At 51.4% G+C, this 21274-nt stretch carries 21 protein-coding genes; 13 read left to right on the forward strand and 8 right to left on the reverse strand.

Going from position 1 to position 21274, the window contains the following annotated elements:
• Nucleotides 1–155: 155 nt before the first annotated feature.
• The 5 genes from AC0LWE_RS11015 to trxC all read right to left on the reverse strand — a co-directional run bounded on the left by AC0LWE_RS11015 (nt 156) and on the right by trxC (nt 5874).
• Nucleotides 156–479, reverse strand: a complete 324-nt coding sequence (locus AC0LWE_RS11015; protein ID WP_059179489.1) for a YfiM family lipoprotein — start codon at nt 477–479, stop codon at nt 156–158.
• A 43-nt stretch (nt 480–522) separates the two neighbouring features.
• Nucleotides 523–1878: a CDP-diacylglycerol--serine O-phosphatidyltransferase gene (gene pssA, locus AC0LWE_RS11020; protein ID WP_131488387.1), complete on the reverse strand. Its 1356-nt coding sequence runs from the start codon at nt 1876–1878 to the stop codon at nt 523–525.
• Between the two features lie 109 nt (nt 1879–1987).
• Entirely contained in the window at nt 1988–4651 is a 2664-nt protein-coding gene (locus AC0LWE_RS11025; RefSeq protein ID WP_219347485.1) for a bifunctional acetate--CoA ligase family protein/GNAT family N-acetyltransferase, read from the reverse strand.
• A 35-nt stretch (nt 4652–4686) separates the two neighbouring features.
• A complete protein-coding gene (locus AC0LWE_RS11030) occupies nt 4687–5385 on the reverse strand; it encodes a tRNA-uridine aminocarboxypropyltransferase (protein WP_219347486.1) in 699 nt (232 codons plus the stop codon).
• A 69-nt stretch (nt 5386–5454) separates the two neighbouring features.
• Nucleotides 5455–5874, reverse strand: coding sequence for a thioredoxin TrxC (trxC, locus tag AC0LWE_RS11035; protein ID WP_059179485.1), 420 nt, complete (start codon nt 5872–5874; stop codon nt 5455–5457).
• A gap of 206 nt (nt 5875–6080) precedes the next feature.
• On the opposite strand from trxC, the gene AC0LWE_RS11040 reads away from it, so the two are divergent.
• Nucleotides 6081–7178: a tRNA/rRNA methyltransferase gene (locus tag AC0LWE_RS11040; protein ID WP_202693293.1), complete on the forward strand. Its 1098-nt coding sequence runs from the start codon at nt 6081–6083 to the stop codon at nt 7176–7178.
• 76 nt (nt 7179–7254) lie between these two features.
• On the opposite strand, the gene ung is transcribed toward AC0LWE_RS11040, so the two are convergent.
• Nucleotides 7255–7944 (reverse strand): uracil-DNA glycosylase, encoded by a 690-nt coding sequence (gene ung, locus AC0LWE_RS11045; RefSeq protein WP_219347487.1) that lies wholly within the window; start codon nt 7942–7944, stop codon nt 7255–7257.
• Nucleotides 7945–8244: 300 nt separating this feature from the next.
• Here ung and grcA point away from each other — a divergent pair, with 300 nt between their 5' ends.
• A complete protein-coding gene (gene grcA / locus AC0LWE_RS11050; protein WP_219347488.1) occupies nt 8245–8628 on the forward strand; it encodes an autonomous glycyl radical cofactor GrcA in 384 nt (127 codons plus the stop codon).
• Nucleotides 8629–8673: 45 nt separating this feature from the next.
• Here grcA and srmB read toward each other — a convergent pair whose 3' ends face one another.
• On the reverse strand, nt 8674–10002 hold the full coding sequence (gene srmB, locus AC0LWE_RS11055; RefSeq protein ID WP_059179482.1) for an ATP-dependent RNA helicase SrmB: 1329 nt from the start codon (nt 10000–10002) through the stop codon (nt 8674–8676).
• A 133-nt stretch (nt 10003–10135) separates the two neighbouring features.
• Here srmB and trmN point away from each other — a divergent pair, with 133 nt between their 5' ends.
• Entirely contained in the window at nt 10136–10873 is a 738-nt protein-coding gene (gene trmN, locus AC0LWE_RS11060; protein ID WP_202665663.1) for a tRNA(1)(Val) (adenine(37)-N(6))-methyltransferase TrmN, read from the forward strand.
• On the opposite strand, the gene nadB is transcribed toward trmN, so the two are convergent.
• Nucleotides 10858–12477: an L-aspartate oxidase gene (gene nadB / locus AC0LWE_RS11065; RefSeq protein ID WP_059179480.1), complete on the reverse strand. Its 1620-nt coding sequence runs from the start codon at nt 12475–12477 to the stop codon at nt 10858–10860. The two genes, trmN and nadB, sit on opposite strands and share 16 nt — an antisense overlap.
• Nucleotides 12478–12802: 325 nt before the next feature.
• On the opposite strand from nadB, the gene rseD reads away from it, so the two are divergent.
• From rseD to recO, 10 genes are all read left to right on the forward strand, one after another.
• Nucleotides 12803–12907 carry a rpoE leader peptide RseD gene (rseD, locus tag AC0LWE_RS11070; RefSeq protein WP_237729424.1) on the forward strand — a complete coding sequence of 35 codons (105 nt, stop codon included), beginning with the start codon at nt 12803–12805 and terminating at the stop codon, nt 12905–12907.
• Entirely contained in the window at nt 12904–13479 is a 576-nt protein-coding gene (gene rpoE, locus AC0LWE_RS11075; protein ID WP_015960054.1) for an RNA polymerase sigma factor RpoE, read from the forward strand. The genes rseD and rpoE overlap by 4 nt, the downstream gene beginning before the upstream one ends.
• 31 nt (nt 13480–13510) lie before the next feature.
• Nucleotides 13511–14161, forward strand: a complete 651-nt coding sequence (rseA, locus tag AC0LWE_RS11080; RefSeq protein WP_059179479.1) for an anti-sigma-E factor RseA — start codon at nt 13511–13513, stop codon at nt 14159–14161.
• Nucleotides 14161–15114: a sigma-E factor regulatory protein RseB gene (gene rseB, locus AC0LWE_RS11085; RefSeq protein WP_059179478.1), complete on the forward strand. Its 954-nt coding sequence runs from the start codon at nt 14161–14163 to the stop codon at nt 15112–15114. Before rseA ends, rseB begins: the two co-directional genes overlap by 1 nt.
• Entirely contained in the window at nt 15111–15587 is a 477-nt protein-coding gene (rseC, locus tag AC0LWE_RS11090) for a SoxR-reducing system protein RseC (RefSeq protein ID WP_059179477.1), read from the forward strand. The genes rseB and rseC overlap by 4 nt, the downstream gene beginning before the upstream one ends.
• A gap of 186 nt (nt 15588–15773) precedes the next feature.
• Complete coding sequence (gene lepA, locus AC0LWE_RS11095) at nt 15774–17573, forward strand: translation elongation factor 4 (protein ID WP_131488373.1); 1800 nt, start codon at nt 15774–15776, stop codon at nt 17571–17573.
• A 15-nt stretch (nt 17574–17588) separates the two neighbouring features.
• Entirely contained in the window at nt 17589–18563 is a 975-nt protein-coding gene (gene lepB / locus AC0LWE_RS11100) for a signal peptidase I (RefSeq protein ID WP_059179475.1), read from the forward strand.
• Between the two features lie 220 nt (nt 18564–18783).
• Nucleotides 18784–19464, forward strand: a complete 681-nt coding sequence (rnc, locus tag AC0LWE_RS11105; RefSeq protein WP_015960048.1) for a ribonuclease III — start codon at nt 18784–18786, stop codon at nt 19462–19464.
• Nucleotides 19461–20366: a GTPase Era gene (gene era, locus AC0LWE_RS11110; protein ID WP_015960047.1), complete on the forward strand. Its 906-nt coding sequence runs from the start codon at nt 19461–19463 to the stop codon at nt 20364–20366. The genes rnc and era overlap by 4 nt, the downstream gene beginning before the upstream one ends.
• Nucleotides 20367–20564: 198 nt before the next feature.
• The gene (gene recO / locus AC0LWE_RS11115) at nt 20565–21272 is read left to right on the forward strand and encodes a DNA repair protein RecO (protein ID WP_041689706.1); all 708 of its coding nucleotides are present in this window, start codon (nt 20565–20567) and stop codon (nt 21270–21272) included.
• Nucleotides 21273–21274 lie beyond the last annotated feature (2 nt).

Genomic DNA, 21274 nt, shown 5'->3' on the forward strand with positions numbered 1-21274 from the left:
ATGAGCTGCGCAGAAAACAAGCCAGTCTGATATGTCGCCCAGATGTTTACTACGTCTGTAGCCACGCCTCAATAAAATCGGCAATCTCATATTCTGGAATTTTGCCAACTCGTTGATACAGTTAGTGCGAAAGAAGGGAAGGGGCATGGGCATCATCAATAATGAGCGAGTTGCCATAATGAATAACCTGCCGTAGCACCGGCAATGTCCCATGCAAAATCTTTCCAGCTCCAGCCGCTTCCAGCAGACCGGCTATCCCACAATTCTTTTGTAGCTCCAAGACTCACTGAAAACATAAGCCCGTAAAAAGCGCTACGATCACGGCTATAACCCTGATGCTGAGCGTATTCGTTTCCTGCTGCAGAAAGCATCGCAGAGGCTATAAAATGCTGGGCTTTGTCCTGTCCCTGCCAGCGATCGTTGGCCATATGGCTGCAGCCAGAAAGTAAAAGAAGAGTACACAGGAAAGGGATGCGCATCGTTAACTCCAAAAAAAGCCCTGTCAATGACAGGGCCTGGGCATTACAAAATGCGGCTAATTAAGCGATCAATACGTATCCGGCGTAAACGGCGGATGAGCTTACGCACTTTCACCGGATAGTCTGCAATACTCTGAAGATCGCGATAGTGGCGAACAGTGAGTGTATGAGTACGGATTAATTCGAGTTCACGTTCACGTTGCGCAGAAAGTTCATGCCGTGGATCGTGAATCAGGATCGCATTTTCAAGATCCAGACGCCATGCTCGTGGGTTTAAATTATTCCCTGTCAGAAGCATCCAGTTATCGTCCACCCACATACCTTTCAGATGATAGCTGTTGTCATCATCCTTCCAGAGACGAACGATGAGCTGATCGGTATTAACGTAATATTGCAGACGACTCAGGAATCGACGCAGGTTAATTTCATAGAGATAGGGTAGTGCACCGATAATCTTAAATGGCTGATCTTCAGGGATAAAGAAATCATTTGCAGTCTTATCGCCAACGATAATTTCGACTTTTTTACCATCACGCAGCAGCTGGATAATGTTACGTACCAGGATGGCGGGTAAATTGAAATACGGCGTACAGATAGTCAGCTTTTGTTCAGTACAGGGCATCAAATGATAGATGGTCTTATTCAGCAGACTGGATTTACCCAAACCGACTAACGGCGTAACTGAAAGCTGTTCATTATCCGCATCGCCATGAAAATGATAAACCGCATCGCGTAATTCCTGACGGAAAAGGCGGATGTCATTTTTAATTTCCGGACTTTTTGGACGATTAGGATCATCAAGGCGATTCACGCCGCGGCCATGTACCAGGTTTTGATCAACCCAGTTAAACATGATATCCGTCATCTGTTTATTGCGAATAAGGTGATAACGATCATAACGATATTTATCGAGCTGATGCAGATAAACGTCATTAAGGCTGGCGCCGCTATAAAGGACACAGTCATCAATGATGAAGCCTTTAAAATGCAGAACACCAAGCGCTTCACGAGTATTGACGGGGACGCCGTAGACACGCACGTCTACGCTTGGATTTTCCTGAGCCATGCGGCAGTACCAGTCTGCATTGGTGTTTGATGCAGCAGCGCCAATCCGGCCTCGTTGTGCACGATGCCAGTCAACTAATATGCGAACGTCAAGTTCCGGGCGCTGACGTTTCGCCTCATAGACTGCGCTTAAAATGGCACGTCCGCCTTCATCCTGTTCAAGATAAAGCGCCACAATACAAATACGCTGAGTGGCACTCGCGATCTTTTCCAGAAGTGTCTCCCGAAAATGGGCGGGAGCATAAAAGAACTCGACATCATCAACTGACTGAGAAATCTTCGGTAGTTGAGCAAGGTGTTGTTGATGTTTATTGCGCTTAAATTTTGACAACATCACAGTGCGTATCTTCTCTGTTCATTGAAGGGTTATCTGACATCTGCAGACAACATAAGCGGACAATGATACCACCAGTAAAGTCCAAGTGGTCAACATTTCCAGTACCTTACTTCCGACTCAACGCCGGTGTCAGACTAAGCGACAGAGCAACAATCCCTTCGTCCAACTGAATATCTACGTCAAATCCGAGTTTACGTGCCAGGGTAATCATGCCGCGGTTATGGGGCATCGTAATACCATTCAGGCACAGCAATCCGTGATCGCGAGTGTAACTGATCAGTTTTTCTAACAGTTGCCGCCCCAGACCGAGTCCTTTCAGATCCGACCGAACGAGCACCGCAAATTCCGCATCCACATTGTCAGGATCGGAGATCGCACGCGTCACGCCCAGGATCTCATCGCCGCTATCATGATGACGAACGGCCACAAAGGCCATTTCCCGATCGTAGTCGATCTGGGTCATATTGGCTAAATCTTCGTGGGTAAATTCGCTGATCTCACTAAAGTAACGATAATACAAATCCTCTTTAGTAACCTGCCCGATAAAGACTCGTAGCTGCGGCTCGTCTTCAGGGAGGATAGGGCGAAAGAGCACGCTTTCCCCGCTTTTTAACTCGACCCACTCTTCCAGGTGCAAAGGATAGGGGCGGATGGCCAGTCGATTCTCCCGGTCACCATCAAATGGCGCGATATCCAGCGTCACATCCAGAGCCGTAAACTCGTTACCTGAAGCCAAAAGCGGATGAATATCCAATCGCTGGATTTCTGCACAATCAACAATCAGGTTCGATACTTGCACTAAAAATTGGCTTAACCCGGCAATATCCAGAGGCTGAAGCGCACTGCGGCCACGGATTTTTTTACTTTTGATAGCCTGAATCACCAGATAGCGCGCCAGGTTCATATTAAGCGGAGGCAATGCCACGACAGCCTGTTCTTCCGGGTGCCACTCAACACCGCCTTCGCCCAACATAATCAGCGGACCAAATACAGGATCCTGTTCGACCACGACTCTCAGTTCTTGTGCTCCGGCACGATTAGCCATGCTTTGGACCAGAAGCCCATGAACCCTGGCTTGGGGCCAGGCCATTTTGACGCGATCAAAAATTGCTTCAGCGGCCTGCTGCACTTCCGCTGCGGTGCGCAGGTAAAGCATCACCCCTTGTACATCCGACTTATGCGGAATATCAGGGGAGCGGAGTTTCAATGCAACGGGATAACCAATCTGTTCGGCAATGTGCACAGCCTCGGCGCTATCTCCAGCGATCCAGGTCGAGAGAGTGTGTATGCCATAGGCATCGAGGATCGGCTGGACCTCATGAGTATCAAGTGCACGCGCACCGTCTTCGATTGCCGAACGTAACAGATTATGAGCCGCTGTCGCGTTTGCCGTAAGATTGTCAGGTAACGCGGGCGTTTCACGCAGTTGTTTTTGGTTACGACGATACTCAACCATGTGCATAAACGCCGTAATTGTCCCTTCTGGCGTGCGGTACGTCGGGAGCCCAGCCTCGCTGAATAAGCGCCGCGCTTCTTGCGACGAAAACTCACCGCACCAGTTCGTCAGCAGAGTGACATATTTTCCGCGTGGATGATTTTTGACAGCATCGATTAACGCTCTGGCGCTTTCGCTGCCTGGGGCTGCGGCGCTAGGCGAGTGGATCACCATTAGCGCATCAAAGTCCTGACTATCCAGCAATAATGAAACGGCTTTGGTATAGCGCTCGCTGCTGGCATCGTCTCGCAGATCGAGCGGATTACCCGGCGTCACGCTGTCCGGAAATGCTTCACGTAATTTGCCAAGCATCTCTTCACTCAACGTGGCCAATTTTCCATTGCGTAACCACAGCTCATCCAGCGCCAATGCAGCGGGCGCGGCACCATTGCTGATGATCATCAGCCTTTCACCACGCAATGGACGCATATGGCTCAACGTCTCTACGGCAGAGAAAAGCTCATGAGTATCCTGCACACGCAGCAGACCTGCGCGCTGAATGGCGGCGTCCCAGGCAGGATCCATACCTGAATGGGAGTGGAGCAGACGCTGCGCTGCCGGGCTACGACCGCTTTTAATGACCAGAATAGGTTTGTTACGCGCGGCACTGCGGGCTGCGGAGACAAAGCGTCGCGCGTCGCTTAAATGTTCCAGATACAGCAGTATGGCGCTGGTTTTACTGTCACGTGCGAGGAAATCCAGCAGCTCATCCACGTCGATATCGAGGCTATCACCCAGTGCGATAAAATACGAAAACCCCATTTCACGCTGCTGGGCCCAATCAAGAATCGTGTTAGATACGGCTGCTGATTGAGAAATAAAGGCTAACTTACCTTTGCGTATCGGGACTGGAGAGAAGCTAGCGTTTAAACCCTGCCAGGGGGCCAGCAATCCCAGACTGTTTGGCCCCAGCAGGCGCATCTGAAAACGGCTGGCACAGGCCAGGAGTTCTGCCTGCTGCTCAGGCGGGGAAGAGAGAATGATGCAGGTTTTACAGCCTTTCTCACCCAACGCTTCCAGCAACGTGATGTTGCGTTTGGCATGCGTACACAGCACAGCGAGATCGGGTACAAACGGCAGACTGGCAACATCGGGCCACGCAAGCACACCCTGAACCGCTTTATATGCCGGCGTAACGGGCATCACCGGACCATTAAATCCCCCGGCCAGCAGATTGCGCATCATTAAATATCCCGCACGATCGGGTTTCATGGATGCGCCAATAACGGCAATAGATTTAGGGCGGAGTAGCGCTTCTAGCCCTCGCTGGCTCATACAAGTCTCCTGAAAGCACGAGTGACCTGATGATTTTAAACGCTTTCTGACTCTTCTGCTGTGACGCTTCCCGTACGATTGGGTTTTCCTGCCAGATAACGCTCACGGAAACAGGAAAAATGGTTGCCCAAAGCGCTGGCAGCGACGGTATCGCCCGCCAGATCCAGCAGAGCGATAGCCACTTCAGCCGTGCAATATTGATCTTCAGCATGAGCTGCACGTAGTCGGTAGGCCGACACTCTGGAGAGATCGACCGAGATCACGGGGAGTGCATCCAGATATGGGCTCTTGCGAAACATTTTGCGCGCTTCGGTCCAGGTGCCATCCAGCATAATGAACAGAGGGGGCTTTCCCGTCGCTGGCGTTGACATCACCTTCCTGTCAGGCCCTGCGTAAGAGGCAGGAAACACCACCATCGGTTGATAATCTGGGTTTGCAACCAGATCAAGCAGTGCCTGTGGGGGATCGGTTCGCGACCACTGGAACGCAGCAGTATTCGGGAGAATATCGGCAATCAATCGGCCAGTATTGCTGGGTTTCATGGGCTCAGTATCAAACATTACCAGGCAAAAACAGCTGTTAGCGTCGCTGGGAGCTAGCGTTTCGCACAGGCAGAGTTTAAGGGGCAGCAAGCAACGCTGGCAGCGACGAACGCGGTTGCCACGAGCAAGAAAAGGACGGGTCGCACGCGCCAGGCGTTCGGCGCGTAATTGGAGTACGGCGTTATCAGTCATAGAAATGGCGTAGGGAAAATGCCATTTTCGCAGAGCCAACTGCGGGGCACAAGATGCACCCCGCGAATGTTAGAGCGATTCGTTCAACCAGCTTTCAAAAGGCACCTTTGGTACGGCCCCATTAAGCATATCGACCATTTCGCCATTTTTGAAAATCATGATAGTCGGAATGCTGCGAATGCGAAAACGCGCGCTGAGTTCGCGTTCAGCTTCGGTATTCACTTTCACAAAACGCATTTTGCCGCTGCGTTCTTCCGCTACGTCCTCAAAGATGGGCGCAAAGTTACGGCACGGGCCACACCAGGGCGCCCAGAAATCGACGACAACAGGGAGATCGTCTTTCAGCAGTTTGTCGAGCGTTGCACCCGTGGCGTTAATCACGTCGCCATCGAAAAGCTCATGACCGCAACGCCCACATTTTGCTCCATCATCAATGCGGCCTTCCGGAATGCGATTCAGAGCCTGGCAGTTGGCACATACGGTATTCATAACTAACCTCTGATAGAGCAGTAGCACAAAGCGGCATAATGCCGATAATGTTTCAGATATGTTACATATTATCATTGAGCTTGTTTGAAACGACAATGCGTTTTATTCAATAGGAACAATAGTCACAGGCTTTTAAACGAAATAATGGCTATGCGCTTGCACATCGGGTAATCTGCGCGCTTCGCGCAGCGCTGGTGGAGAAAAGCATGAACGATGAACTGAAAAATAAAAGCGGCAAGGTCAAAGTGATGTATGTCCGCAGTGATGATGATTCTGACAAACGCACCGTTAATCCGCGTACCGGAAAGGGTGCAGGGCGTCCAGCATCGTCGCGTGCAGACGGTGGCCGTCGCCCCGCCCGCGATGACAAAAATTCCCGCGGTGATGACCGCAAACGTGATGACCGTAAGCGTGACGATCGCAAACGCGACGACCGCCCTCGGGATGATTTCCAACGTGATTCCTCGCCATGGCGCACAGTGTCTCGTGCCCCAACTGACGACGCGCCGGCTAAGGCCGATCACGGTGGAATCAGTGGTAAAAGCTTCATCGATCCGGAAGTGCTGCGCCGTCAACGCGCAGAAGAAACCCGTGTGTACGGTGAAAATGCGTGTCAGGCCCTGTTCCAGAGCCGTCCGGAATGTATCGTTCGTGCCTGGTTTATCCAGAGCGTAACGCCGCGTTTCAAAGAAGCGCTTCGCTGGATGGCTGCAAACCGTAAGGCATACCACGTTGTTGATGACGAAGAGCTGACGAAAGCGTCGGGCACTGAGCATCACGGTGGCGTTTGCTTCCTGATCAAAAAGCGTAACGGCACAACCGTTCAGCAGTGGGTCAGCCAGGCGGATGCCGATGACTGTGTACTGGCACTGGAAGATGTGGGTAACCCGCATAATCTGGGCGCAATGATGCGTAGCTGCGCGCACTTCGGCGTGAAAGGCGTCCTGTTACAGGATGCGGCCATTGTCGAGTCAGGTGCAGCGATTCGTACGGCTGAAGGTGGGGCTGAACATGTCCAACCGATCACCGGCGAAAGCGTACTGGATGCAATTGAGGAATTCCGCAAAGCGGGTTATTCCATCGTTACTACATCCAGCCATACAGGCACGCCGCTGTTCCAGGCGACGTTGCCGCGCAAAATGGTGCTGGTGCTGGGTCAGGAACGTGATGGTTTGTCTGATGCTGCGCTTTCCACGGCCGATTTGAGTGTTTCTATCGAAGGGACTGGCAAAGTAGAAAGCCTTAACGTTTCCGTTGCAACCGGCGTTCTGCTGGCTGAATGGTGGCGTCAAAACAAAGCGTAATCTCGCATTGTTTACTATGCCCGGCGATTGTCGGGCATATTCATTTTGGTGTTTACCTTTACATCCGCTTAAAAAATCACTCACTTTTCGCCGGTAATACTGGCATCCAGTCGATAGGCTTCTCGCCACGTTTTGCTAACCACTCATTCGCTAACACAAAATGATTGCAGCCAAAAAAGCCGCGATGAGCTGACAGCGGAGAAGGATGGGGCGCTTTTAGTACGTGGTGGCGCTTGGGATCAATAATCGCCCCTTTCTTCTGGGCATGCGCTCCCCACAGTAAAAACACAACGCCTTCCTGATGTTCGTTGATCAGGCCAATCACTTTGTCGGTGAACGTTTCCCAGCCGAGGCTGGCATGAGAATGTGCCTGTCCGGCTCGCACGGTCAATACCGTATTGAGAAGCAGCACTCCCTGATGTGCCCAGCTTTCCAGATAGCCATGGGCTGGACGCGTAAAACCAGGTATAGAACCTTCCAGCTCTTTATACATGTTCAGCAGCGAAGGCGGGGTGGCAATGCCTGGACGAACAGAGAAAGCCAAACCATGCGCTTGTCCTGGACCGTGGTAGGGATCCTGACCCAGGATCACGACTTTGACGTTATTCAACTCGGTGTAACGAAAAGCGTTGAACACATCTTTTTGCGGCGGATAGATTGTTTGGCCTGACTGTCTTTCATCGGCGACGGTGTTCAGCGTATTCAAAAAATAGGGTTGTTGTTTTTCATCAGCCAACACGTCATGCCATGTTAATGAAGTGGTCATCTCGCTCTCCTGCGAATTTTATCTGCGCCTAGCTTAACCGTTAATCTCGGGGGCGCAAAATCCGTTAGGGATAAAGTCTTTAAGACTTGAAAAGAATGAAAACAAACCCAGATTTCACGGTGAGAAAATTGATATAAAACAACAAATCCAAACCACACAATTTGTAAGGTCTGGTTTTTGTTGATTTAGGTCAATGAATGGGGCGGGTTCGACTGATATATATACACTCAAGAAACAATGGTTTTACCAATTGGCCGCTAATGGCCGACACCAAATAATGTAGGTTATGGGAGGCATCATATGATTACGGGTATCCAGATCATTAAAGCTGCAAATGACGACCTGTTGAATTCTTTCTGGCTGCTGGACAGCGAGAAAGGTGAAGCGCGTTGCGTCGTGGCGAAAGCCGGTTTTGCGGAAGACCAAATTGTGCCAGTAAATAAACTGGGCGAAATCGAATACCGTGAAATCCCAATGGAGATCCAACCAGAAGTACGCGTTGAAGGCGGTCAGCACCTGAATGTTAACGTCCTGCGTCGCGAGACCCTGGAAGATGCGGTTAAGCATCCAGAAAAATATCCGCAGTTGACCATCCGCGTTTCAGGTTATGCCGTACGCTTTAACTCACTGACGCCAGAACAACAGCGCGACGTGATTGCGCGTACCTTTACTGCAAGCCTGTAAGAGTTGCGGTAAATAAAAACGCCGGGTATTAAGCCCGGCGTTTTTTTATTCTTCTTTCGTAGAAGTCGCTGTTGAGCCACTTGGCTTACGGCGCTTACCAATATTCTTGGCATCGCGGTGACGGTCCTTCACGCGCGGTTTTTCTTTTTCTTTCTGTTTCTGCTCTTCACGTTTCGCAAGCACTTTCTTAGACGGTTTACCCGTCATTTTCTCGCTTGGCGGACGCGTCGTAGGGCGTAACTCATCAATCACGCGCGCTTTCACGGGCTCCTCGATGTAACGGCCTACTTTTTGAAGCAGCAGATAGTCATGTGCCTCAACCAAAGAAATCGCCGTGCCCTTCAGGCCCGCACGTCCGGTACGGCCGATACGGTGAAGATAGGTATCCCCGCTGCGCGGCATGTCGAAGTTAATAACATGACTTACTTCAGGAATGTCGATGCCGCGCGCCGCTACGTCGGTCGCCACCAGAACATTAACGCGACCTTCAGTCAGACGTTTAATCCCTTCGGTGCGTTTCACCTGCGGCATGTCACCTTCAAGATAACAGTTATCGATGCCCGCGGAACGCAGTTGAGCCGCCAGCTCATGTACGCGCTCGCGTTTACGCACAAAAACAATGGTACGCGTCGTATCATCTTGTTTGAGCAGATGCTTCAGCAACTCAAGCTTGTGTTCAAAGTTATCCGCGCGGTAATACCACTGGTGGATCTTTTTGCGCTCACGCGTAGACGGCGTGGCGGAAACTTCGGCCGGATCCTCAAGAAGACGCTCGGCAAAGTCTTTAATCGCATCGCCTTCAAGCGTCGCGGAGAACAGCATCGTCTGTTTACGCCAGCGCGTTTCACCTGCGATATGCTCAATGTCCTGCGCAAAGCCCAATTCCAGCATACGGTCTGCTTCATCGAGGATCAGCGTTTCTACTGCGCGGCAGTCAAAGTTCTCTTCTTTGATGTATTGCATCAATCGACCGGTTGTCGCCACCACGATATCCTGGTTCTCACTGAACACTTCAGCGTGGTTCATGTAAGCGACACCACCGGTGATGGTGGCAATATCCAGATGGGTTTTTGCGGCTAATTCACGCGCATGTTCTGCTACCTGAACGGCTAACTCACGAGTAGGTGTCAGAATCAAAATACGCGGTGGGCCAGATTTCTTGCGAGGGAAATCAATAAGATGCTGCAAGACAGGCAGCAAATACGCCGCCGTTTTACCGGTGCCTGTCGGCGCAGAACCGAGTACATCACGGCCTTCTAACGCAGGCGGAATGGCTGCCGCCTGGATGGCAGTCGGGCGTGTGAAGCCTTTATTCTGGAGAGCTTCCAGCAGGCATTCATCGAGTTCAAGTTCGGAAAAAGTCGTTACAGTCATGTTCTACCTCTGTGTGGGGCGCTGATTATAGACGTTATGGCTGCAATCTTCATCTGTTTGTATGGATATCCCTTTTCCACCACTTCGCTTTCCCCTATGCTACTCCCGTTTTATTTAAGAAGGTTGCTTTGACATGTCCCAACCCAAAGCGCTGTTGCGCCGCGATGGTTTCACATTTAAACAGTTCTTTGTAGCGCACGATCGTTGCGCGATGAAAGTCGGCACTGATGGTATTTTACTCGGTGCATGGGCTCCCGTCGCGGGCGTAAAGCGAATTTTGGATATCGGTAGCGGGAGTGGCCTTTTAGCGCTGATGCTGGCACAACGTACCGAGCAGCATGTCACGATTGATGCGGTCGAGCTGGATGTTCAGGCGGCAAATCAGGCCAGTGAGAACGCAGCTGAATCGCCCTGGGCTGAACGCGTTCAGGTGCAATGCGCGGATATTCTGGCGTGGGCGCCTGAGCAAACGGCGCGCTACGATCTTATCGTCAGCAATCCCCCTTATTATGAGCCGGGCGTTGACTGCGGCACGCCAGAACGTGACCAGGCACGTTATACCGGTTCGCTTGCACATCCTGCGCTTTTAACGGCGGCAGCCAATTTAATCTCCGAAGAAGGTTTTTTCTGCGTCGTTTTACCTGAAAATACCGGAAATACTTTCATCAAGACTGCGCTCGACATCGGCTGGTTTTTACGTCTGCGAACCGATATTGCCGATACCGAGGGAAAATTGCCTCACCGGGTATTGATTGCGCTATCCCCGAAAGAGGGGGAGTGCTTTAGCGATCGAATGGTAATTCGCGGGCCAGACCAGCGTTACTCCGAAGATTACACTGCGCTGACCCAGCCATTTTACCTGTTTATGTGAACAAGTGGGGCCAGAATTGACGGCCCCGATTCTTCCAGTTGGTCGGGGTAATCCAGCGTGTAATGTAAGCCGCGACTCTCTTTACGCATCATGGCGCACCGGACAATCAGCTCAGCAACCTGTACCAGATTACGCAGTTCAAGCAGGTTATTGGACACGCGGAAATGGGCGTAATACTCATCGATTTCTTGCTGGAGCATGGTAATACGCCGCAATGCGCGTTCCAGGCGTTTAGTGGTTCGCACAATCCCGACGTAATCCCACATAAACAATCTCAACTCATGCCAGTTATGCTGAATGACCACCAGTTCATCCGGATTATCGACTCGGCTCTCATCCCACGCAGGAAGGGATTCTACCTGGCGGGCATACGGCGTACGTTTGGTGATATCTTCTGCAGCTGACCAGCCATAGACCAGACATTCGAGCAGCGAGTTTGATGCCATGCGGTTTGCCCCATGCAGCCCGGTGTAGCTCACCTCGCCGATAGCATAAAGACCATCAACGTCTGTACGGCCATGGTCGTCCACCATTACGCCGCCGCATGTATAGTGCGCAGCAGGCACAATAGGGACGGGCTCTTTGGTCAGATCGATTCCCAGTCCGAGTAATTTCTCATAGATAGTCGGGAAGTGCTGACGCACAAAATCAGCGGGTTTATGGCTGATGTCGAGGTACATGCAATCGACGCCGAGACGCTTCATTTCATGGTCAATGGCACGAGCCACAATATCGCGCGGGGCAAGTTCGCCGCGTGAATCAAAGTCTGGCATAAACCGCGAGCCGTCGGGGCGTTTAAGATGAGCACCTTCGCCACGCAGGGCTTCGGTCAACAGAAAGTTACGCGCCTGAGGATGGAACAGTGCTGTCGGGTGAAACTGGTTAAACTCCAGATTGGCGACACGGCAGCCGGCACGCCAGGCCATAGCAATACCATCGCCTGAGGAGATGTCTGGGTTTGTCGTATATTGGTAAACTTTAGAGGCACCGCCCGTTGCCAGCACCACAGATTTTGCCTGACAGGTTTCCACTTTTTCTTTATTACGGTTCCAGACCCACGCGCCAACGACACGTCGCGTTCCCGGTAGCCCAATCTTATCGGAAACAATCAGATCGACTGCGTTGCTGCGTTCGAGTACCTGAATATTAGGATGGTTGCGCGCCTGGCTCACCAGCGTGGTCTCAACTTCTCTACCCGTGGCATCAGCAGCGTGCAAAATGCGTCGATGACTGTGACCCCCTTCACGGGTGAGGTGATAGCCCTCTTCTCCATTCGGCTGAATATGCGTATCGAATAAAACGCCCTGATCGATAAGCCACTGAACACAGTGGCGTGCATTGCTGGCTACAAATTCAGCGGCGTGCTCGTCGACAATTCCTGCGCCTGCTATCAAGGTATCTTCGACATGTGAGGCAATGCTGTCTGTTTCATCAAAAACAGCCGCAATGCCCCCCTGCGCATAGAAAGTGGAACCTTCGCTCATCGGGCCTTTACTCAGGACAATCACTTTCTGCTGGGAAGCCAGGCGAAGTGCGAGGGACAGGCCAGCCGCGCCGCTGCCAATAATCAGTACATCACATTGGAGTTCTGGAGTTGTGTTCATGATTTTTGTTTAATTTACTAAACAGTGTTTGGCCAGAATAGCACCAGCACGCGATATACAGCACGTTTTTTTTATTGTGTGTTGCGCCGCCTAAACATCGGCGAGGGGCCTAAAATTGTGCAAATGTGCGAAAATATTTTGCGAAGCAGATCGTTAGCTTCAGATTTAGTGGTGAAATAATACCTGTGTTGCGGTACTCTGCTGGCTGTAAAAATGCCATTTCCTATTAGAAATTGGGGTACGTATCGTTAACAGACATATAATGAGAGAAAATGAACTGTCTGCGACACGATGAACAAAAACAAAAGCCTAACGGAACTTACTGATGAACAGACACTCTAATCCCCTGCTTGCTCACATTGCAGTGTTTCTAGAGTGGCGTTTCGATAGCGCGTGGAATTTAGGTTTGGGGAGACATTACCTCGGATGAGCGAGCAGTTAACGGACCAGGTCCTGGTAGAACGGGTCCAGAAGGGAGATCAGAAAGCCTTTAACTTACTGGTAGTGCGCTATCAGCATAAAGTGGCGAGTCTGGTGTCCCGTTATGTCCCGTCAGGGGATGTCCCTGATGTGGTACAAGAGTCTTTCATTAAGGCCTATCGCGCGCTGGATTCTTTCCGGGGAGATAGTGCTTTTTACACCTGGCTGTATCGTATTGCTGTCAATACAGCGAAGAATTATCTGGTTGCTCAGGGGCGTCGTCCGCCATCAAGTGATATTGATGCTATTGAAGCTGAAAACTTCGAAAGTGGCGGTGCGTTGAAAGAAATTTCGAACCCTGAGAACTTAATGTTGTCAGAAGAGCTGAGACAAATAGTTTTTCGAACGATCGAGTCGCTCCCGGAAGATTTACGTATGGCAATTACGTTACGGGAACTGGATGGCCTTAGCTATGAAGAGATAGCTGCCATCATGGATTGTCCGGTCGGGACGGTTCGCTCACGTATTTTTCGTGCGCGAGAAGCTATTGATAATAAAGTTCAACCGCTTATCAGGCGTTGACGATAGCGGGATACTGGAAAAGGTATTAGGCATGCAGAAAGAAAAACTTTCCGCTTTAATGGATGGTGAAACGCTGGACAGTGAGTTGCTCAATGAGCTATCTCATTCTCCCGATATGCAAAAGACCTGGGAGAGTTACCATCTCATCCGTGATTCTATGCGCGGTGATACGGGCGATGTTCTCCATTTCGATATCTCAGCACGCGTAATGGCGGCCATTGAGAACGAGCCTGTACATCAAACCATTCCGTTGATTCCTGAAGCTCAGCCGGCACCGCATCAATGGCAAAAGATGCCGTTCTGGAAAAAAGTGCGTCCATGGGCCAGCCAGCTTACCCAAATGGGTGTGGCAGCATGCGTATCGCTTGCAGTTATTGTTGGCGTCCAGCACTATAATGGTCAATCTGAAGCGAATCAGCAGCCTGAAGCGCCAGTGTTCAATACGCTGCCGATGATGGGCAAAGCAAGTCCGGTTAGTTTGGGCGTGCCAGCAGATGCGTCGGTAAGTCCTGGTCAGCAACAGCAGGTACAGGAACAGCGCCGTCGTATTAATGCGATGTTGCAGGATTACGAATTGCAGCGCCGCTTGCACTCGGAACAACTCCAGTTTGAGCAGGCGCAAACCCAGCAAGCTGGCGTGCAAGTACCAGGAAACCAAACTTTAGGAACGCAATCGCAGTAATGAAGCAACTTTGGTGCGCCATGTCTTTGGTGGCGGGTAGCCTGTTCTTCTCTGCCAACGCCTCGGCTGATTTATCGTCCGGGGCGTTGTTGCAGCAAATGAATATGGCCAGCCAGTCACTCAATTATGAGTTGGCTTTTGTCAGTATCAATAAGCAAGGTGTAGAGTCGTTGCGCTATCGCCATGCTCGTCTTGATAAACAGCCGCTTGCCCAGCTTTTACAGATGGACGGCCCGCGCCGTGAAGTTGTTCAGCGCGGTAATGAAATCAGCTATTTTGAGCCAGGTCTTGAACCCTTTACGCTCAATGGTGATTACATCGTCGATTCGCTACCCGCCCTTGTTTATACCGACTTTAAGCGTCTGTCTCCCTACTATGATTTTATTTCGGTTGGCCGTACCCGCATTGCGGATAGGCTGTGCGAAGTCATTCGCGTAGTGGCGAAAGACGGCACACGATATAGCTACATAGTGTGGATGGATACGGAAACCAAACTGCCAATGCGTGTCGATCTACTCGATCGAGACGGAGAAACGCTTGAGCAATTTCGTGTGATCTCCTTCACCGTGAATAATCAGGTTGGCACCAGTATGCAGAGTCTGGCTAAAGCTAACCTTCCGCCGCTGCTGTCGGTTCCTGCGGGCGATGCGGCTAACTTTAACTGGGTGCCATCATGGATACCTCAAGGTTTCAGTGAGATATCCAGCAGTCGCCGCCAGCTGCCAACGATTGAAACCGCGGTCGAATCCCGACTTTATTCTGACGGTTTGTTTAGCTTCTCGGTGAATATCAATCGCGCGACAGCTAACAGTTCCGAGCAAATGCTCCGTACGGGCCGCCGAACAGTAAGTTCGACGATCCGCGATAATGCTGAAATCACCATAGTGGGAGAACTGCCTCCGCAAACGGCGAAGCGTATTTCTGACAGCATTAAATTTAGGGCCGCGCAATGATTAAAGAATGGGCCACGGTGGTTTCGTGGAGCGATGGAGTCGCGCTTGTTATGTGCGACGTCAAAGCCTCATGTAACAGTTGTGCTTCCCGTGCCGGATGTGGCTCTCGCGTACTCAACAAACTCGGGCCGCAAACGACGCATACGATTTCCGTGCCCAGCGAGCAGCCTCTCACCGAAGGGCAAAAGGTCGAGCTTGGTATTGCTGAAGGCAGTTTGCTTGGCTCGGCAATGCTGGTTTACCTCTCGCCGCTCGTGGGCTTATTTGTGCTTGCGGGAATTTTCCAGGTGTTATTTGGAACCGATCTTGCGGCAATGTGCGGCGGAGCGTTGGGTGGTGTGGGTGGTTTCATGTTGGCACGTGGTTTTTCGCAAAAACTCGCTGAGCGAGAAGCCTGGCAGCCTGTCATTCTGAGCGTAGGCCTTCCTCCCAATATGCTTCGCGTTGAAACGCTTTCTTCTGAAGCCCGGTAATGACACCGGGCTTTATCTTTATTTACATCTCTGAAATGAAAACCCCGAATCCTCGCGCTAAGCTTGGCTTCAACAGCATTTCCTGGTGACGAAGATGTAGTGTAGAATGCTGCGTTTTCGCACTGAAAAACGTCAGGCTAAGAACAGCGGCCTCCAGGAATTCGTAAGGCATAATTATTTAATTATATGAAGAATATACGTAACTTTTCGATCATTGCTCACATTGACCACGGTAAGTCGACGCTGTCTGACCGTATTATCCAGATTTGCGGTGGCCTGTCTGATCGTGAAATGGAAGCCCAGGTTCTGGACTCCATGGACCTGGAACGCGAACGTGGGATTACCATCAAAGCGCAGAGCGTCACGCTTGATTACAAAGCCGCCGATGGCGAAACCTATCAACTGAATTTCATCGACACCCCAGGCCACGTAGACTTCTCGTATGAGGTTTCTCGTTCGTTGGCGGCCTGTGAAGGCGCGCTGCTGGTGGTCGATGCAGGGCAGGGCGTAGAAGCCCAGACCCTGGCGAACTGCTACACCGCAATGGAAATGGAACTTGAAGTGGTGCCGGTTCTTAACAAAATCGACCTGCCTGCTGCTGATCCAGAACGAGTAGCGGAAGAGATTGAAGACATCGTGGGCATTGATGCTACCGATGCTGTGCGCTGCTCCGCGAAAACCGGCGTGGGTGTTCCTGAAGTACTGGAACGACTGGTTCGCGACATTCCACCACCGGAAGGCGATGTGGATGCCCCGCTGCAGGCACTGATTATTGACTCCTGGTTTGATAACTACCTGGGCGTTGTGTCGCTGGTCCGAATCAAAAACGGCACCATGCGTAAAGGCGACAAAATCAAAGTGATGAGTACCGGTCAGGTTTATAACGCCGATCGCCTGGGGATTTTCACGCCAAAACAGGTTGACCGTACTGAGCTGAAATGCGGTGAAGTTGGCTGGCTGGTTTGTGCAATTAAAGACATTTTGGGCGCGCCGGTCGGCGATACGCTGACGCAAGCCCGTAACCCGGCTGACAAAGCGCTGCCTGGCTTCAAAAAAGTGAAACCGCAGGTTTACGCGGGTCTGTTCCCGGTCAGCTCCGATGATTACGAAAACTTCCGTGATGCGCTTGGTAAGCTAAGCCTGAACGATGCTTCCCTGTTCTATGAGCCAGAAAGTTCTACTGCGTTGGGCTTCGGCTTCCGCTGTGGCTTCCTCGGTCTTTTGCACATGGAGATCATTCAGGAACGTCTGGAGCGTGAATACGATCTGGATCTGATCACCACAGCACCGACCGTAGTGTATGAAGTTGAGACAACCAACAAAGACGTTATTTACGTCGACAGCCCATCCAAGCTGCCGCCTCTGAATAATATCGAAGAGCTGCGCGAGCCTATCGCCGAATGCCACATGTTGCTGCCGCAGGAATTCCTGGGCAACGTAATTACGCTGTGCATCGAGAAACGTGGCGTGCAGACCAACATGGTTTACCACGGTAACCAGGTTGCGCTCACCTATGAAATCCCAATGGCAGAAGTCGTACTCGACTTCTTCGACCGTCTGAAGTCAACCTCGCGCGGTTACGCGTCGCTCGATTACAACTTCAAACGCTTCCAGGCTTCCAACATGGTCCGTGTGGATGTGCTGATCAACAGTGAGCGCGTCGATGCGCTGGCGCTGATTACGCACAACGATAACGCACCGTACCGTGGCCGCGAGCTGGTCGAGAAAATGAAAGAACTGATTCCGCGTCAGCAGTTTGATATCGCGATTCAGGCGGCCATTGGCAACCATATTATTGCTCGTGCAACGGTAAAACAGCTGCGTAAAAACGTTCTGGCGAAATGCTACGGCGGTGACGTCAGCCGTAAGAAAAAGCTGCTGCAGAAACAGAAAGATGGTAAGAAACGCATGAAGCAGGTTGGTAACGTTGAGCTACCACAGGAAGCGTTCCTCGCCATTCTGCACGTTGGCAAAGACGGAAAATAATTCTAAGGAGTTGGCATGGCGAACATGTTTGCCCTGATCCTGGTCGTTGCGACACTGGTGACGGGTCTGTTGTGGTGTCTGGATAAGTTTATTTTTGCCCCTAAACGTCTCCAGCGTCAGGCCGCCGCGCAGGCAGCGACGGGTGATCAACTGGATCCGAAAACCCTGAAGAAAGTCAGCCCTAAACCGGGCTGGCTGGAAACCGGCGCTTCCGTGTTCCCAGTTCTGGCGATTGTTTTGGTGGTGCGTTCATTTATTTATGAACCCTTCCAGATCCCGTCAGGTTCGATGATGCCAACGCTTTTGATTGGTGATTTTATTCTGGTAGAGAAGTTTGCTTATGGCATCAAAGATCCTATCTACCAGAAAACATTGATTGAAACCGGTCATCCAAAACGCGGCGATATCGTGGTCTTCAAATACCCCGACGATCCGCGCCTGGATTACATCAAGCGTGCGGTGGGTTTGCCTGGTGACAAAGTCAGCTACGATCCAGTAGCGAAAGAAGTCACCGTTCAGCCAGGTTGCAGTTCCGGAACGGCATGTGAAAACGCGCTGCCAATCACCTATTCCAACGTTGAGCCGAGCGACTTCGTTCAGACTTTTGCGCGTCGTAATGGCGGAGAAGCCACCAGTGGCTTCTTCCAGTTGCCAAAAGGTGAGACTAAAGAAAACGGTATTCGCCTGGTAGAACGCAAGGAAACGCTGGGTGATGTAACGCATCGCATCTTGACCGTTCCGATTGCGCAGGATCAGCTGGGTATGTATTACCAGCAGTCAGGTCAGCCGTTAGCGACCTGGATCGTGCCGCCTGGACATTACTTCATGATGGGTGATAACCGCGATAATTCCGCGGACAGCCGTTATTGGGGCTTTGTTCCGGAAGCCAACCTGGTAGGTAAAGCGACCGCGATTTGGATGAGCTTTGAGAAACAAGAAGGCGAATGGCCGACTGGCGTCCGCTTGAATCGGATTGGCGCAATTCATTAATCGTGTGAATTGAACACGTAACCACGGATAAACGTGGTTACGTGAATTATTTAAGGGATAATCTCACCTGGCTAACGACATCCCCACCCGTTGTGTATAGAATATTCCCCCGAAGTTTAAGGTTGGCGCAGAGCCAGTGCCACGGCACACGAAACCGCGTTGGTTTTCTCAGGTCGGTTTCGTGTGCTGCATTTTTGACGCATTCATTTATTGGTATAGCATGAACCCCATCGTAATTAATCGGCTTCAACGGAAGCTGGGCTACACTTTTCAGCATCACGAATTATTGCAACAGGCATTAACCCATCGCAGTGCCAGCAGCAAACATAATGAGCGTTTAGAGTTTTTAGGTGACTCCATTTTGAGTTACGTGATCGCGAATGCGCTTTATCACCGTTTCCCCCGCGTTGACGAAGGCGACATGAGCCGCATGCGTGCCACGCTGGTACGCGGTAATACGCTTGCCGAAATCGCACGCGAGTTTGAACTGGGTGAATGCTTGCGACTGGGTCCCGGCGAACTGAAAAGCGGCGGTTTTCGCCGTGAATCTATTCTCGCCGATACTGTCGAAGCATTAATCGGTGGCGTTTTCCTCGACAGCGATATTCAGACTGTTGAGCAGCTGATTCTGAACTGGTATCAAACGCGTCTGGATGAAATCAGTCCGGGCGACAAACAAAAAGATCCGAAAACGCGTCTGCAGGAGTATCTGCAGGGTCGCCATCTGCCGCTACCATCTTATCTGGTGGTGCAGGTCCGTGGTGAAGCGCACGATCAAGAATTTACCATCCATTGCCAGGTTAGCGGCCTGAGTGAACCGGTGGTTGGCACAGGTTCAAGCCGCCGTAAGGCTGAACAGGCTGCCGCCGAACAGGCGTTGAAAATGCTGGAGCTGGAATGAGCGAAGAAAAAAGTTACTGTGGTTTTATTGCTATCGTCGGACGTCCGAACGTTGGCAAGTCAACCCTGCTGAATACCTTACTTGGGCAGAAGATTTCAATCACGTCCCGTAAGGCGCAGACCACGCGTCACCGTATCGTGGGCATCCATACAGAAGGTGAGTATCAGGCAATTTACGTTGATACTCCCGGCCTGCATATGGAAGAAAAACGTGCCATTAACCGCCTGATGAACAAAGCGGCGAGCAGTTCGATCGGTGATGTTGAGCTGATCATTTTCGTCGTGGAAGGAACTCGCTGGACGGCGGACGATGAAATGGTGCTGAACAAACTGCGTGACGGCAGAGCACCGGTCATTCTTGCGGTCAACAAAGTTGATAACGTGCAAGAGAAAGCCGATCTGCTGCCACACCTGCAGTTCCTGGCAAGCCAGATGAACTTCCTTGATATCGTTCCGCTGTCTGCGGAAAGCGGAATGAACGTGGATACCATCGCGGGCATCGTGCGTAAACATCTGCCAGAAGCGATTCATCACTTCCCGGAAGATTACATCACCGACCGTTCTCAGCGCTTTATGGCCTCTGAAATCATCCGTGAAAAACTGATGCGTTTCCTGGGTGCTGAACTGCCGTATTCTGTGACCGTAGAAATCGAGCGTTTCCAAACCAACGAGCGCGGCGGTTATGACATCAACGGGCTGATCCTCGTCGAACGCGAAGGGCAGAAGAAGATGGTGATTGGTAACAAAGGTTCCAAGATTAAAACCATCGGTATTGAAGCCCGTAAAGACATGCAGGACATGTTTGAAGCACCGGTACACCTCGAACTGTGGGTGAAGGTCAAGTCTGGCTGGGCCGATGATGAGCGCGCACTGCGCAGCCTCGGTTACGGCGACGACGTCTAAGTTTTCCTGCTTAATGGCTTCCACGCTGCAGGACAAAACACACCGTGTTTTGAACAGCGCTTGCGCTGGCTCCGCAGGAGCGAGGCCAGACGCCGAGTCATGCGGCAAGATCGCGAATCTTCGGGAGCTTACTTCGGTAAACGACCAGGGTGAACGGGTACAACCAACGCACCTGCAGCGTGAAAGACGACGAGTATGATGGAAGGCTGGCAGCGCGCATTCGTCCTGCATAGTCGTCCCTGGAGCGAAACCAGCCTCATGCTGGACGTCTTCACGGAAGAATCTGGTCGCGTGCGTCTTGTGGCAAAAGGCGCACGATCCAAACGTTCGAATCTGAAAGGGGCTCTGCAACCTTTTACCCCTCTTTTAGTGCGCTTTGGTGGACGCGGGGAAGTCAAAACCCTGCGCAGTGCTGAAGCCGTCTCTCTGGCGCTTCCCCTTTCCGGTATCACGCTTTACAGCGGCCTGTATGTCAACGAACTCATCTCACGCGTTCTGGAACATGAGACACGCTTCTCTGAACTCTTTTTTGATTATCTGCACTGTATCCAGGCGCTGGCTGGCGCAACGGATTCGCCGGAACCGGCATTACGTCGGTTTGAGCTGGCCCTGCTCGGGCATCTTGGCTACGGCGTCGATTTTCTGCATTGCGCGGGGAGCGGGGATTCCGTCGATGACACCATGACCTACCGTTATCGGGAAGAGAAAGGTTTTATCGCCAGTATCGTCATTGATAACACCACCTTTACGGGGCGACATCTCCGGGCCCTGTCCGAGCGTGAATTTCCCGATCAGGACACCTTACGCGCGGCAAAACGCTTTACCCGAATCGCCCTCAAGCCGTATCTTGGTGGCAAGCCCTTAAAGAGCCGAGAATTATTCAGGCAGTTTGTGCCAAAGCGTTAACG

The organism is Lelliottia sp. RD5 (genome assembly GCF_056032945.1).